This is a genomic window from Psychrobacter sp. 219-2-C, from assembly GCF_049560815.1.
GTDB classification, from domain to species: Bacteria; Pseudomonadota; Gammaproteobacteria; order Pseudomonadales; family Moraxellaceae; genus Psychrobacter; species Psychrobacter faecalis.
Window position 1 is genome coordinate 2,494,777 of the sequence record NZ_CP186933.1, and the last position, 15,510, is coordinate 2,510,286.

A 15,510-nucleotide genomic window follows, 5' to 3' on the forward strand; every position below is an offset into this window, starting at 1 on the left:
ATAGCTGATGATAATAGCGGTGTGTTACGATAGCAGCAACGCTAAATCCCGTGACTTTTCTGTTTTCAGAACGTAGTTTGTTAATTCATTCATAAGGAAAATGATATGACCGCCAGCCGCACTGCCAATACCATTGAGACCGCCAGCACCAACGAACACTACCCGCATTTATTTGAGCCGCTGGATTTGGGCTTTACTACACTTAAAAACCGCATGGTGATGGGCTCGATGCATACGGGGCTTGAAGACCGTTTTTATAATTACGGCAAGCTGGCGGCGTATTTTGCCGAACGTGCCAAAGGCGGCGTGGCGATGATGATTACCGGGGGCATATCGCCCAATCGCGAAGGCTGGTTGCTCCCTGCTGGCGGCACCATGAACACCCGCGCTGACGTCATCAATCATCAACGCGTCACCCGTGCGGCGCATAAATATGACAGCAAAATCATCATGCAAATCTTGCACAGTGGTCGCTATGGTTATCATCCGTTTGCGGTGTCAGCAAGCCCGATTAAATCGCCAATCTCGCCATTTAAACCACGTAAAATGAGCATCAAAAACATCGAGCAAACCGTTAAAGATTATGCGCGCTGTGCCAAACTTGCCAAACAAGCCGGTTATGACGGTGTTGAAATTATGGGCTCTGAAGGCTACTTGCTTAATCAGTTTTTATCGCGTCATGTCAATAAACGTACCGACGAATACGGCGGCGATATTCAAAATCGCATGAAGTTTGCGGTCGATGTGGTCAAAGCAGTTCGCGAAGCAACGGGTGAAGATTTTATTATCCTATTCCGCTTGTCAGTGATCGATTTAGTCAAAGACGGTAACGTTATGGATGAAGTCATCACTGTTGCTAAAGCGCTAGAAGAAGCGGGCGTGACCATTATGAATACTGGAATTGGCTGGCATGAAGCGCGCGTACCGACCATTGTCACTAGCGTACCACGCGCGGCGTTTGTTGATTTCACTGCTGAAATTAAAAAGCATATTAATATTCCAATGATGGCAGCCAACCGTATCAATATGCCAGAAACAGCGGAAGAAATCGTTGCCAGTGGGCAAGCGGATATGATTCAGATGGCGCGTCCGTTCTTAGCCGATCCGCATTGGGTCAACAAAGCTAAAGAAGGTCAAGCCGATCGTATCAATACCTGTATCGCCTGTAACCAAGCCTGTCTTGACCATACTTTTGAAAATAAACGCTCAACCTGTTTGGTCAACCCACAAGCCTGCTATGAGACAGAATTGGTTTATAAGAAAACCAAAAAGCCTAAAAAAGTAGCGGTCATCGGTGGCGGTGTCGCGGGCATGTCAGCCGCTCATGTTGCAGCTTTGCGTGGTCATGACGTCACTTTATTTGAAGCAAAAGATATCTTGGGCGGGCAGTTTAATTATGCCAAAGTCATACCTGGTAAAGAAGAGTTCTTTGAAACCATTCGCTACTATATCAATGAGCTTGAGCACTTAGGCGTTGAGATTAAACTTAATACCAAAGTCGATAAAGATATGCTCGAGAAGGCCAAGTTCCATCATGTCATCGTCGCAACTGGCGTTGTTCCTAGAAGCCTAAAAGGCAGGTTAGAAGGTGCAGATTTACCACAAGTCATTAGCTATGCTGAATTGCTCTCTGGTGAAAAATCCGTTGGTGAAACCGTCGCGGTCATCGGTGCGGGCGGTATCGGCTTTGATGTTAGTGAATATCTAACCGCCAATCATGGGCAGCCATTAGATGAGCTTGGTCCTGAATTGCTAAAAGACCCAAGCTATCGTCCAAAACCGCAGTCAATCAGCGATTGGCGCGAAGAGTGGGGCGTGACGTCTGATACTAACTATCAGGCAGATGGCGGCTTGATTAAACCTGAAGGCATCAAACCTGTACGCCAAGTGTACTTAATGCAGCGTACTAAAGGTCGCTTGGGCAGTGGGCTCAATAAAACCTCGGGCTGGGTGCATCGTGCTCATGTTAAGTCGCATGGCGTCATCCAAGTATCAGGTGCGCAGTACGACAAAATTACCAACGAAGGTATTTGGATTACTAACAATCAAGGTCAAAGCCAGCTGTTACGTGTCGATAGCATCGTGGTCTGTGCCGGTCAAGAATCAGTGGTTGAGCTGATGCCAAATGTCGGTGATGCACCAGATGCACAATACCATCTAATCGGCGGTGCAAAGCTAGCGGCTGAGCTGGATGCTAAACGTGCAATTCGTGATGGTGCTGAGGTTGCGGCGAGTATTTAAAAAATGGCAGATTAAAAAAACGGCAGGGAGAATATCTCCTGCCGTTTTTTTGTTAGGTAATGATGAGCTTTTTTGCTAATTCAGCTATTGAATTCTATCTTAAAGACTTATTATTCTTAGGAGGAATTACCTGTAGGGAATAAACTATTTTATAAAATTGCCTTAGGAAACACCAAAGGCGCTGCCTGCGCAATACTGCCCACATTAAATCCTGACTCCGCAAATGACTGCTGATTAGCAATCAGTTTAGCGCCGCAGCTTGTCACATCGCCGCCGCGAGCAATAGGCGCACCATCGACAATAAAGGAGGCATCACCACTAAGAATAGTGGTGACCTTTTTACACTTTTTACAGATGACTTTATCGCCTTTACGGGCAACAGGGATGCCGTTATGAGTGGTGCGCGGTGAGCCGGAGATGACCGTCCCACCGTGAGAGGTCTTTGCGCCGACGGTGATATAGGCTGCCATAGTGCTACCTTGCTTAAATGCCCAAAGTGTAAACTCTTAACTCGAGTCTATTATTTGCCTGACATTATAGATGGCTAGAGCGTTAAATATCAAACTTAAGTTTATCTAAGGGTGTGATTTAGGCAGCAAGCTTAATCCATGCAAAGTATAAAGGCGATTAAAATGCTGACGGTAATAAGAAATAGAAACTCTTTACTCACTATAAATAACAAGCAAAAATCTAACCTTCCATCTCGCCAATTAACCAATTAGAGACATCATCAATTTGCGCTGCCAAATCAGGATGCGCTTTGCTTAATTCAGCAAGCGTGGCTTTTACTTCATGTCTATTATATTTAATGTCAGTCAATGTCTCTTTTAACAAATCAATCAACTCAACGTTTAGCGCATCAGAGAAAATGACAACATCGCGTATCACTGCTTGTTTCACATCAAGGTGCAAATCAATAATGCCCCAATCAAATCGCGTCTCGATATGATGGCTAAATTCAGGCGTCTTACCAAAACGCCAATCCCAATCTGCCATTTGTTGATAATATTTATTCAGGTTAGGTTGCTTAGCGAGACTGGCTTCGTCCAATTCTTCTACTGGCGTAGTGTCGCCATACTCAGTGTCACGATAATATTCACAAAACGCCTCGATAATCGCATCAGATAAAATCTCATGATTGATATTTTCGTTAAACTCAATTAGGTTGGCGACGCGCGCACGCACCGACTTGATACCTTTGGCTTTGAGTTTAAGCGGATGCGGATTGAGATAATCGCCCAGCTTTTGCATGTTGGCATTAACTAATAAAGTCCCGTGATGAAAGCTACGATCCGCCGCGTGTTTAAAGGCACTACCTGATATTTTTTTATCGCCGACTTGCATGTCGTTACGCCCAGATAAATCCGCGTCTATGCCCAACTTTTTTAGTGCATTAATAATGATGGTAAAGTTCGCTTCTTGATCGTAGTCAACTTTGGGTGATAAAAAGGTAAAGTTGGTATTGCCCAAATCATGAAACACCGCGCCACCGCCACTCTGCCGCCGCGCCAAAAATACATGGTCTGCTTCCATCTTATCGATTTTGCATTCTACCCATGGGTTTTGCGAGCGCCCAATGACCACGGTCTCACTATTGCGCCATAAAAATAGCGTGTGCGAGTCGGGATTGAGGGTATTAAATATCCAATCCTCGGTCGCGAGGTTAAACCAAGGGTTGGTCACGGCAGATTTTAAGATGCGCAGTTTCATTACTTATCCTTTTTCTTGAATAATTATTCTAGATTGAATGTTATCAATAGATACTGTCATTGTTGCCGATGCGTGGTTGGAATTCAATGGGTGTGTGGTATGGGAGGATGGTTTTGGGATTTGAATATTGAGGTAGAGCGGGACATTTTGATTAGATTTTGGGAACAAAGGATTTGGACTTTTGAAGAAAAATAATTGTTTGTTATAGATCCATATTGATAATAATCAATTCATTTTTGTGGTTATAAGTAAAGTGTTTGAATATACCTTTATAATATATAACGCCAATCTCAACTTATCGTAGGCTTTTGATTTTTATAGAATTTAAAATTCTAATTGTTTTAACTGAAATTTTAAAAACTAAGTAAACCAATACCTTAGAAAAACAAGTTGAGAGTGGGGTAATATATACTATAATAGTAATGCTATTTAAGCCTCAAAAGGAGGTATATTATGACTTACTCAATGAAGCCCGTATATAAAAAGCTCTCAAAAATAGGGCTTAAAGAACGTGTTGTCAAAACTTACCTACCAGATTGGTGGGAAGACTCTATTGCAACTACTGAAGTAGGTTTTCAAGAATCGCTTTGGTTGATTGCAAATACTTTTCATATTGATTTCAAAACTTTAAATCTTAGTATTTCGGATAATTCAAATCCTCAATACCGATTACCACATCATCAATTTAAACATAGTGTGAATCTTGATAAAGATAGATTAAAGCCAGCGGTTGCTATCGCTATGTTGGCAGCAAAAATTACTTTAAATACTTTTGAAAAACCCTTAGCTGATCTATCGTCTTTATCTGCCGAAAGTATTCGCGAAAAATTATTATCTGAGGGAAACCAGTGGGTAGACTTCAAAGTATTAGTACAATACTGTTGGAGTATTGGTATTCCAGTCATTTTTATCAAAAAAATTCCTAGTCCAAAAATGGACGGATTAGCTCTATTGCAAAACGATCGCCCTGTCATAGTATTAACTAAAAATGATCACTACGGTGTTTTAGTCTTTCATTTGGCTCATGAACTTGGACATATCATTCTTGGACATGTCAAAGAAAATGGAATGATAATAGATAAACAAATCGTTAAAGACGAAGAGGATGATCTTGAAATTCAAGCAAATGCGTTTGCCTTGGAGCTTTTAACGGGTAAAGCGAATAAAAAATATACTGCTGGAAAGATTTCACCGAAGGTTTTAGCAGAATCAACACTTAACAAAGCTAAAGAAGATAATATTGATCCTTTACATATTATTTTAAATTATGGGTATAGTAATAATAATTTCGCATTTGCAAAACAAGTGCTTCAACTATTAGTTAAGAAACTAGAAATAACACAAACAGATCAAGAAGTTGCTCAACAGTTCTTTATTGATAATGTAGATCTTAATATTATTAATGATGATGAAGTTATACGAAGGATTATTGGTGCGGAATGATAGTACTTTCGGATAATGACATAATTTTGAAGTTAGCTGGATGTAGTTTATTAAACCAGTTTTTTGAAATATTAGAAGCGAGTTCTAAGGATATTTTGATTGCTACTAATGCTGGATACGCATTGCCTAAACAAGCTAGAAAGAAGCTTACAAACGAAGATGCCGTGAACACTGTTACTCAGTTTGTCGAAAATGTAGGAAGAATATCACCAGTTAACCCTGATTTACTAAGCGAAATCCAAGGCTTCAAAGATATGGACGGTGGTGAAAGCTTATTAATGGTAGCTGCTCATGAGAATCCAGATTTACTTTTTGCCACAGGTGATAAACGTTGCTTACAATCTCTTATTGATCATCAGTCTTTAGAGCCAATTGATCGGATTTTTAAAAGTTTACAAGGTCGCGTCTATTGTTTAGAAACCGCCCTTTTGCTATTAATTGAAAATCTAGGCTTTGAAAAGGTCAATCAAATGGTAATAAATCGTTGTGTTGAGGATGGTGTATTAAGACTTGCTTTTGGTCAAGAACGTAATATTGAGAATGCGACCGACTGTTTAAAGTCTTATTGTGGAAATTTTTCTTCTCTTCTTCTTCCAGTAAGCTTTCTACAAACATCCGTAGCTTGATTCTATTAAAAATAAAGTTTGTTTTCAGCAATTGATTGCATCTAAAAGAATTGAGCTATGTAGATAATATATAAATTATCTTGAAAGCAAGCACAAAGCAAGGTTAGCTTTCAACCAAAAAAAACGCCCTTCAAGAGCATTTTTCATACTTCTAACTTTCAAAATCTCCCAACACCCTACCCAAAATCTTCCCTCAGAATAGCCGCCATATTACGCTCAGCAAGCCCCGTAATAAACACATACGGATTGACGCCAGCGCTACCGGGGATTAATGCGCCATCTTGCACGTAGATATTTTCGTGCCCTTTGACGCGTCCAAATTCATCAGTCGCCAAGCCTAATACACAGCCGCCAAGCGGGTGATAGCAGAAGTTATCGCCGAAGCCTTTGGTAAATAATAAGCTTGAAGTACAGCCACCATTTACTTTGGCGAGTCTTTCGATCAGCTCTTTAGCAGCGTTCACCGAATACTCATTTTGCTCGCGTTTCCAGTTAAGTTTGACGGTTTTAGTGGCCTTATCATAGTAATAGTTACCGCGTTCTGGATTATCAGTGATGGCGAGATATAGCGTCGTCCATGTCTCAAGCCCTAGCGGTAATGGCGCGAGTTCAGCAAAGATTTTATACTTTGAGCCGCCTCTATCGCCGTCCCACATATTGATACCTTTGACCAGAATGGTCGATTGGGTGGTGCCCGCGGCGTGGACGAAATTGCGCCCAGTCATGATGTTGCCGTTGGGTCCCCAATGCTGTCCAATATGCTCGTTTAGCTTATTAAGCTTACCTTCAGCTTGGCTTTTTAATAATAGCTCTGAGGTGCCCGTACTGCCAGCATTAAGGAAGAGCTTATCGCAAGTGTAATGCTCAACTTTATCGATGCCGCCCGTGGTATTGAGGACATGAACTTCTAATCTGAGTCGCTCATTCTATGAGTCGGCGACTGATGCAGAATGTTTACAAGTCTTTATGGCGCTATCACGCCTTGAAGGTATCATTCCGGCTTTAGAGTCGGCGCACGCCATTGCCTATGCGATGAAAATCGCCAAAGATATGTCAGCAGATGAGACGATTTTGGTCAATTTATCAGGGCGCGGTGATAAAGATATCGATTTCATTTTGGATAAAGTAAAGCTATAAAAAATTGATAAGAAGTATAAAAAAACAACAGCTCTCAAGCGTGTAAAAAGTTATCATCGTGGTTTTTTTAGTCTAACGCTTGATAGGATCCACCCATGTCCAACCGCGACCTCATTATTTTTATGACATTGTCCTTTATGTGGTCGCTGTCGTTTATTTTTTATCGTATCGGCGTGCCAGAATTTGGCTCGCTCGCATTTGCCAGTTTGCGGGTGGTATTTGCCGGTTTGGTGATGCTGGTTTTTGTCTTAATCAGCCCAAAAAACCGAGCGGGCATCCGTGATAATTGGAAAGTTTTGACCCTAGTCGGGATGTTTTCTGCGGCTATCCCCTTTATCTTATTTGCTTTTTCGGCGCGCTCAGTAAATGCTGGCGTGTTAGCAGTGCTCAATGCCTCCGTACCAATGATGAGCGGTTTTATCGCCAGCACCTTTTTTAAAGACAGGCTGTCAAAAAAGCAGATACTTGGCTTAATTATTGGCGTAGTGGGCGTGATTATTTTAATGAGTGAAAGCTTATTTGGTAGCCAAAGTGCTGCTTCTGATTCTTCATTATTACCGATGGGCTATGCATTATTGGCCTGTGTTGGTTATGCAGTCGGCGCCAATATCACCAGAAATTATTTATACGATGTCTCACCAGTGGCGATTACCGCAGGCTCGCTCATCATTGCCAGTATAATTATGCTGCCGATAGCGGTGTATGAGTTTCCCTATGGCAAAACCATTAGCCTCACTGCTTGGACGTCAGTGATTTGTATCGGCGTCTTTTCTACCGCCATCGCGCTGATTTTTATGAATCAACTCATTAAAAGTATCGGTCCGATGCGCGCGACCAGCATTACCTTAGTGATTCCAATTTTTGCCATTATTTTAGGCTATCTACTGCTTGGTGAGGCTTTAGACACGCCAGCGATTATCGGTTCAATGGTGATATTGTTTGGTACTTATCTGTCGTTAGAGCTGTCTTTTAAAAAGATGCTTAAATCCTAAGATATTGCTTTTTTCTAATTGATAAATAGCCTTTTAATCAATGCCATTTATTTAGCACCTTCTGCCATGATAAGTTGAATGGGAATGGGAATGGGAATGGGAATGGGAATGGGAATGGTAATGATGTCAAACGCTTTGGCAAATGGCATCAGCGTTTCCAGTCTTTTTTCTTCTGCTAAAGCTTTGTCTGGTTGATAATGATAAAACTTCAGCGTGGTCGGTTGGCGCAAGCGATAGGTAAGCGTCTCGATATTTTTCACCGCCGGTGCCACTGTCACAGGAAGGGGTAACACCGGGACCAGCTACTGATGAAGTTGCCTTACCGCTAGCGGGCAAGACCGAAGTGAAAATGCCGCAGTCGGTCAATTTCGATTTCCAAACCGGTCTGAGTGAAAAGTATCAGCTATTAGGAATGGTTAATGCCCGCTGGGTAGATTGGAGTAACTTTAATGTTGCCCCGCCTTTAGCGACATTATCTACACAAGAGCCTTTAGCCGCCTATAAAAAAGATGGTTATGCGGTTGAAGTGGCATTGGGTAAGCAGTTTAATCCAAAAGCTTCAGGCGAAGTACGTGTCGGCTATGACCACGGTACTGGCGCACCGCTCAGTCTATTGGGGCCTTATGACTCTATCAAAAGCTTGGGATTAAGCGCGCAATACAAACTGACCGAGCAGCTTAGTGTCTCTGCGGGCGGTCAATATATGTGGTTTGAAGGCGGTCCAGTCGATACTAAGGTTGATGGTCGGGTAGCCAATATTGACGATGGAACTGGCTACGCACTTGGCATGAAATTGGGTTATCATTTTTAAAAATTGACTGAGATTGTTTGTTAAAAATAACTCATATTAGTGCTGATAGAAAATAGAAAAAATCACTAACTTAAAAGTAGGTGCTTTTTTTATTACTAAATTTTAGCAAAAATTAATGTTTCTATTAGCTTAACACCCTTATAAGGTCACGTAAATAATAGCGTTTAAAAGGTTGGAAATACACTTGCGTAGGTGTTTTTGTTTGTAAGTATTACTTGGAATCGCGGTATCTACCCTTATAAAGAACTCGGCTGATAAATGGCTGTCTTAACAACTAGCATGGCTATTTATCAAAGCTCAATAACTCTTATAAATCTATTTTATAACAACAAACAAGGCTCCTCATGGCACACGATACTTTATTCGAACCCGTAAAAATGGGTACCCAAACTCTAAAAAATCGCATCTTTATGGCTCCCTTAACCCGCTTACGCGCGGTCGAGCCGGGCGATGTTCCTACGGCACTAGCCAGTGAATATTACACACAGCGTAGTGGTGCAGGATTGGTCATTACCGAAGCGACGCAAGTGTCTTTTCAGGCAAAAGGCTATGCTGGCGCGCCCGGTATTCATACCAAAGATCAGACGACGGCGTGGAAAACCATCGTTGATAATGTCCATGCCAAAGGCGGCAAGATTGTCGTCCAGCTATGGCACACCGGTTTGGTTTCACACGAAAGCGTCCAACCTGATGGCAAAGCGCCTATTTCGGCGTCTGATGTTCATGTGGGCGTGCGCACGACATTGCGTGACAGTAATAATCAAGCGATACGCGTTGAATCTACAACCCCGCGTCCAGCCACGCTTGAGGAAGTAAAGCAAGTTATCGCTGACTTTGGGCTTGCGACTAAAAACGCTAAAGAAGCAGGATTTGATGGCGTAGAAATTCATGGCGCGCATGGTTATCTGTTGCATCAGTTTTGGGTTGAGCAAACCAACCAACGTGATGATGAATATGGCGGTAGCCGCGAAAACCGTGCGCGTTTGACCCTTGACGTTATCGATGCTTGTGTCGCTGCATGGGACGCTGACCATGTTGGTATTCGCATCTCACCGCTTGGTACTTTTAATAATGTTGAAGCGGGCTACCATGAAGACGAAAATATTTGGCTTATTGAGCAAATCAATAAGCGCGGGCTGATGTATCTGCATCTATCTGAGCCTGATTGGGCTGGTGGTACGCCTTATAGCACCGAATTCCGTCAGCGCGTTCGTAATGCGTTTGGGCAAATGATTATTGCTGCTGGTGGTTATACTCCTGAAAAAGCGGAGCAGAATATTAAGGAGGGCTATATCGATGCGGTGGCTTTTGGTCGTGATTATATTGCCAATCCTGACTTAGCAGAGCGTATTCGCGAAGGCGCGCCGCTCAATGAGCAATATCCGCAAACCTTCTATGGCGGCGGTACAGAAGGATATACCGATTATCCTTTTTTAAAACAAGCTTAAATATTATCGGATAGCCATTTTAAATTGGCTTTATCGATTAAAATAAAGTGATAATGAATAAAAAGCCACCTTGCTAACAATAGTAAGGTGGCTTTTTTAATAGATGAAGTTTAGCTATTTAACAAAATTACCCGTTTGATAATCACGAAACGTTTGTTTTAATTCCGCTTGGGTATTCATGACAAACGGACCATAGCCCACCACTGGCTCACCGATAGGCTCACCGCTTAATAGTAGCAGTTTAACTATGCTTGACGATGGCTTATCACCAGAAAGCTTATCATCAGCTAGCTTGGGGTACGTTAGCTTAATGCTATCGCTTATCTGCGTTGCTGATTGTTCATTGGCGGAATCAATAATAGCGATATCAGTATCAGTCGGCGCTGTAAACTGAATCAGACTACCTGCGCTTACTGACTTATCATTAACCAGTAGCGTGCCTTCTTGTACCAATATCATGATGTTATGATTGTTTGGCACTTGCAGCATCGTTGAGCCAGTGCTATGCAAGGCAATATCCCACATATTGATTGGCGTAAAGGTACTTGCTGCGCCTTTAGTGTCTTGCCATTCACCAGCAATAATTGCCGCTTGACCAAGAGCATGTCCATTCTCAAAATCAGTTAAATCAACCATAGGCAAATCAGCGCCTTTTAGCGTCTGATATTTGGGCTCAGTCAGCTTATGGGCGCTTGGCAAATTGACCCATAATTGCACCATGCTAAAAAGTCCACCACGGCGACTAAAGTCGGGTGAGTGGAATTCTTCGTGCATAATGCCGCGCCCGGCGGTCATCCATTGCACATCGCCTTCTTTGATGATGCCACAACCGCCAGCCGAATCGGCATGGCTAATCTCGCCGGCGTAGGCAATCGTCACCGTCTCAAAACCCTTATGCGGATGCTGCCCGATACCGTGCGGCTCATTCTCATGGTTTGGATTTGGCGCAAAGGTGGTCGGCTGACCATAGTCCAATAATAAAAACGGATCGGTATGCTGATAATTAAAATCAGCTTCGTTATCTAAATGATTAAACAAAGTTTTGACATAAAAACCATCACCGACCCAATGCGGTGCTTTATCGTTATGAATATGTTTGATGGCGCGCATTGCATACCTCGTCAGCCTAACTGTATTAAAGAATACTTATTTATTTCACTGCCATTCTTTAACAGGAATGAAATGCCTACTCTTAAGTAATTCTAAATCCATAAGGGTTTATATGGTGGTTAAATTCAAAATAGTCAAATATTTAGTGTTTTTAAATTTGCATCGCTGGCGTTTGAAAGGCTAGCGTTTGAATGCTTACTGTTTAAATGCTTATCGTTTAAATTAAGGGTCTGTCTTAACATCAAACCACTTCGCCGCAAACAAAACCACTGGCCCACGCCCATTGAAAGTTATAGCCGCCAAGCCAGCCGGTGACATCGAGCACTTCACCGATAAAATATAGGCTATCTTGATATTTGCTTTGCATGGTCTTTGACGAGACTTCATCGGTTGTGATGCCGCCGCGTGTGACTTCAGCGGTTCGATAGCCTTCAGTGCCAGACGGTTTTAGCTGCCAGCCGTTCAGCGTCGTGCCAAGCTCTATCAAGCGCTCATCTTTAATATTGGCAAGTTCGGTGTCTTTGATATCGTCCCACAAATGCGTTTGTAGCGCTGCCAGCAGTTTTTTCGGCAAAGCATTGTTGGTATTGTCTGCCAAGACCGTGCGGATAAGCTGGCGCGGGTGCGATTTCTTATGAGTTAGCAAAAGCGCCGTTATATCTATTTCGGGTAGCAAATTGATAGTAATGGTTTCGCCAACATGCCAATAGTTAGACAGTTGCAGCATAGCTGGTCCCGACAGGCCGCGGTGAGTAAATAGCAGCGGTAGCTTAAAGGAGATGCGCTCATTACTGGCAATCACAGGCAGACTGATACCGGCAAGCGTGCGAATCAGCTCACCCGTTTTATCGGTAAAGGTAAAGGGCACAAGGCTGGCATCAGTTGCAACTAACGTATGACCGAACTGTTGCGCCAGCTCGTAACCAAAACCGCTCGCGCCTAGCGTTGGAATCGATAAGCCGCCCGTCGCTACCACGAGCGACTCACAGCGATAGCTTATTTGCGGCAGCTTACTTTGATTGCCGTTATTTTTTCTCTCTTGTTTTTCTTTTTTACTCAGGATTTTACTGGTAATTAATTCAAAGCGAGATCTCTTATTATTCTCATCAGTCTTTACTTGTTCGATGTGGGTATTGAGCTTGACTTGCACGCCCACAGCAGCGCATTCATCAAGGAGCATGGTTAAAATATCTTGCGCCGAATCATCACAAAATAGCTGCCCGTGCTCGCGCTCATGGTAAGGAATTTTATGCTGCTCAACCATAGCAATGAATTCCCAGCTCGGATAACGGCTGAGCGCGGATTTACAAAAATGGGCATTACTACCGATAAAGTGCTCGGGCTCGACGAAGTAATTGGTAAAGTTGCAGCGCCCGCCACCTGACATCAGGATTTTTTTACCGGCTTTATTGGCATGGTCGAGCACCAAGACGCGGCGACCACGGCGACCCGCAGTCAGCGCACAATATAACCCCGACGCCCCAGCGCCGATGACGATGACATCGTAGTAATTGTGTGCTGCTGCATTGCGCGGATTTTCCATGATGATAGGTTCCAAAAAGCGCTAAGCTTTAAAAAAATAGAAATAAAAAAATTGTAAAACTAAAAAGTAGCCGAGTGCGGCGTCTTAATCATAAAGGGTAGCTATTGTCCATGTTTTATAACAGGTTACAAGGATTAAATAATTTTGCCCAGTCAACTTATAAAAGTCGCTACCCCTGATTAAGTATACAGCTGTGCAGCGAAATTGTTGTGTTTTGCGCTCGACGTCTTGCAACGACGCGGCTTATTTGTCAAACTAACTTAAGTGTCAGACATTATGGAAGATGACTCTTATCACTTGTATAGGCCACCGTTTGCCGTTCATATTTAACGCAAGCCGTTTAATGATAGTCGCAACGACAGCCGCTACAAGTCAGAATAATTAAAAAAGGATGACTACGATGACTCAAAAATCATTTCCTATCGCGGCTGAGTTTGTCGCCGCTGCCAATACTAGCGCTGAGCAATACACCAAAGAATACCAACAATCTATCGCGTCACCTGAGGCGAACGATGCCTTTTGGGCCAAGCGTGCCGAGCTGATTGATTGGATAAAAAAACCCACCAAAATCAGCGATGTCAGTTATGACTTAGAAGATTTTCATATCAAATGGTATGAAGACGGTGAGCTTAATATTTCAGTCAACTGCCTTGATCGCCATGTCAAAAATCACCCTTATAAGCCTGCCATTATTTGGGAAGGTGACCATCCATCGCTGCACAAAATCATCTCATTTAAAGAGCTGCACGAAGCGGTGTGTCGTCTCGGGAATGCCATGCGCAAACTTGGGGTCAAAAAAGGCGATCGCGTCACTTTATATATGCCAATGATACCAGAAGCGATGGTTGCCATGCTGGCGTGTACGCGCATCGGGGCGGTACATTCGGTGGTATTTGGCGGTTTTTCTGCCGAGAGTTTGGGCAATCGCATTATCGACAGCCAATCAAAATTGGTCATTACCGCCGACGAAGGTATTCGCGGTAATAAACGCACGCCGCTCAAAGCCAATGTTGACCGTGCGTTAGACATGGATGGCACCGATAGCGTGACCAATGTCGTGGTCGTCCATCGTACGGGTAACTCTGTGCCGATGAGCGGTCGCCGCGATGTGTGGTATCACAGTTTGGTCGATGGCGAATCAAAGCATTGCGAGCCTGAAGTTATGAATGCCGAGGATCCGCTGTTTTTATTATATACCTCAGGCTCTACCGGCAAGCCAAAAGGCGTGCTGCATACCACTGGCGGCTATATCACTTATGCGCTTTCGACCTTCCGAGATGTGTTTGATATCAAAGAAGACGATGTCTACTGGTGTACCGCCGATGTCGGCTGGGTGACCGGTCATACTTATGCCACTTATGCACCGCTTGCTAATGGGACGACGACGGTCATGTTCGAAGGCGTGCCAGAATATCCAACCTGGGCGCGTATCGGTCATATTATTGATAAACACCAAATCACGGTTTTATATACAGCACCGACCGCCATCCGCGCGATGATGAAAGAGGGCGATACCTTTGTCCGAGAGTCGGATCGTTCAAGTTTGCGCTTGCTTGGCTCCGTTGGCGAGCCAATCAATCCAGAAGCGTGGGATTGGTATTACAATGTCGTTGGCGGTGGTAAATGTCCGATTGTCGATACGTGGTGGCAGACGGAAACCGGCGGTATCTTGCTGGCGCCAATACCGGGTACTGTCGATATGAAACCAGGTGCGGCGATGAATCCGCTATATGGCATCGAGCCGGTCGTCGTCGATGCTGATGGCCATGTCTTAGAAGGTGCGGCAGAAGGTAATCTTGCGATTAGTGGCGGCTGGCCGGGGCAGATGCGTACCATTTATAATGATCACGAGCGCTTTTTAAAAACCTATTTTACAGAATATCCGGGCTATTATTTTACTGGTGATGGCGCGCAGCGTGACGAAGACGGTCACTACTGGATTACCGGACGCGTGGATGATGTGCTCAATGTTGCCGGGCATCGCTTGGGTACAGCAGAGATTGAAAGCGCGGTGGTTGCACACCCAGCAACGGCTGAGGCGGCGATTGTCGGTATGCCGCATGACATTCGCGGGATGGGGGTTTGTGCCTTTATCATTCTAAAATCGGGCGAAACCGCAACGGATGCTTTAAAATCTGAGCTCAATCGCCACGTGCGTGCGGAGATTGGCCCGATTGCCAACTTGGATGCTATTTATATGGTGGATGTCTTACCCAAGACGCGCTCTGGTAAAATCATGCGCCGTATCCTGCGAAATCTTGCCGCAGGGCAATATGTTGGTCTGGGCGATTTATCGACCCTTGCTGATAGCGCTGTCATCAATGAGCTGATTGACGTGGTCAAAGCGGAACGCGGAGAGTAAAGAGTATGATTCGTTAATTGGATATACTAAAAGAATATGCACTAAACTAATTTTTCCCTTCTTTAAAAGCCATACTATCGTAAATAT

At 43.7% G+C, this 15,510-nt stretch carries 14 protein-coding genes; 8 read left to right on the forward strand and 6 right to left on the reverse strand.

Translation table 11 applies throughout. The features are described 5' to 3' along the window. Nucleotides 1–105 precede the first annotated feature (105 nt). The gene (locus ACPEGP_RS10265) at nt 106–2,241 is read left to right on the forward strand and encodes an FAD-dependent oxidoreductase (RefSeq protein WP_423813335.1); all 2,136 of its coding nucleotides are present in this window, start codon (nt 106–108) and stop codon (nt 2,239–2,241) included. Between the two features lie 149 nt (nt 2,242–2,390). Here ACPEGP_RS10265 and ACPEGP_RS10270 read toward each other — a convergent pair whose 3' ends face one another. After that, the gene (locus tag ACPEGP_RS10270; RefSeq protein WP_423813336.1) at nt 2,391–2,711 is read right to left on the reverse strand and encodes a PAAR domain-containing protein; all 321 of its coding nucleotides are present in this window, start codon (nt 2,709–2,711) and stop codon (nt 2,391–2,393) included. Between the two features lie 220 nt (nt 2,712–2,931). Beyond that, complete coding sequence (locus ACPEGP_RS10275) at nt 2,932–3,951, reverse strand: lipoate--protein ligase (RefSeq protein WP_423813337.1); 1,020 nt, start codon at nt 3,949–3,951, stop codon at nt 2,932–2,934. Between the two features lie 453 nt (nt 3,952–4,404). On the opposite strand from ACPEGP_RS10275, the gene ACPEGP_RS10280 reads away from it, so the two are divergent. Then, entirely contained in the window at nt 4,405–5,394 is a 990-nt protein-coding gene (locus ACPEGP_RS10280) for an ImmA/IrrE family metallo-endopeptidase (RefSeq protein ID WP_423813338.1), read from the forward strand. Next, a complete protein-coding gene (locus ACPEGP_RS10285) occupies nt 5,391–6,020 on the forward strand; it encodes a hypothetical protein (protein WP_423813339.1) in 630 nt (209 codons plus the stop codon). Before ACPEGP_RS10280 ends, ACPEGP_RS10285 begins: the two co-directional genes overlap by 4 nt. A 176-nt stretch (nt 6,021–6,196) precedes the next feature. Here the strand turns inward: ACPEGP_RS10285 and ACPEGP_RS10290 are convergent, their stop codons facing one another. After that, nucleotides 6,197–6,745, reverse strand: coding sequence for a GMC oxidoreductase (locus ACPEGP_RS10290; protein WP_423813340.1), 549 nt, complete (start codon nt 6,743–6,745; stop codon nt 6,197–6,199). Between the two features lie 241 nt (nt 6,746–6,986). Here ACPEGP_RS10290 and ACPEGP_RS10295 point away from each other — a divergent pair, with 241 nt between their 5' ends. Then, nucleotides 6,987–7,157: a hypothetical protein gene (locus ACPEGP_RS10295; protein ID WP_423813341.1), complete on the forward strand. Its 171-nt coding sequence runs from the start codon at nt 6,987–6,989 to the stop codon at nt 7,155–7,157. A gap of 95 nt (nt 7,158–7,252) precedes the next feature. Then, a complete protein-coding gene (locus ACPEGP_RS10300) occupies nt 7,253–8,149 on the forward strand; it encodes a DMT family transporter (protein ID WP_423813342.1) in 897 nt (298 codons plus the stop codon). A 47-nt stretch (nt 8,150–8,196) separates the two neighbouring features. Here the strand turns inward: ACPEGP_RS10300 and ACPEGP_RS10305 are convergent, their stop codons facing one another. Continuing rightward, on the reverse strand, nt 8,197–8,409 hold the full coding sequence (locus ACPEGP_RS10305; protein ID WP_423813343.1) for a hypothetical protein: 213 nt from the start codon (nt 8,407–8,409) through the stop codon (nt 8,197–8,199). A gap of 5 nt (nt 8,410–8,414) precedes the next feature. Here ACPEGP_RS10305 and ACPEGP_RS10310 point away from each other — a divergent pair, with 5 nt between their 5' ends. Continuing rightward, nucleotides 8,415–8,960, forward strand: coding sequence for a hypothetical protein (locus tag ACPEGP_RS10310; RefSeq protein WP_423813344.1), 546 nt, complete (start codon nt 8,415–8,417; stop codon nt 8,958–8,960). Between the two features lie 344 nt (nt 8,961–9,304). Further along, entirely contained in the window at nt 9,305–10,408 is a 1,104-nt protein-coding gene (locus ACPEGP_RS10315) for an alkene reductase (RefSeq protein WP_423813345.1), read from the forward strand. Nucleotides 10,409–10,522: 114 nt separating this feature from the next. On the opposite strand, the gene ACPEGP_RS10320 is transcribed toward ACPEGP_RS10315, so the two are convergent. Both ACPEGP_RS10320 and ACPEGP_RS10325 read right to left on the reverse strand, forming a co-directional pair. Continuing rightward, nucleotides 10,523–11,518, reverse strand: a complete 996-nt coding sequence (locus tag ACPEGP_RS10320; protein ID WP_423813346.1) for a pirin family protein — start codon at nt 11,516–11,518, stop codon at nt 10,523–10,525. A gap of 241 nt (nt 11,519–11,759) precedes the next feature. Continuing rightward, the gene (locus ACPEGP_RS10325) at nt 11,760–13,061 is read right to left on the reverse strand and encodes an NAD(P)/FAD-dependent oxidoreductase (protein ID WP_423813347.1); all 1,302 of its coding nucleotides are present in this window, start codon (nt 13,059–13,061) and stop codon (nt 11,760–11,762) included. A gap of 400 nt (nt 13,062–13,461) precedes the next feature. On the opposite strand from ACPEGP_RS10325, the gene acs reads away from it, so the two are divergent. Next, nucleotides 13,462–15,423 carry an acetate--CoA ligase gene (gene acs / locus ACPEGP_RS10330; protein WP_423813348.1) on the forward strand — a complete coding sequence of 654 codons (1,962 nt, stop codon included), beginning with the start codon at nt 13,462–13,464 and terminating at the stop codon, nt 15,421–15,423. Nucleotides 15,424–15,510 lie beyond the last annotated feature (87 nt).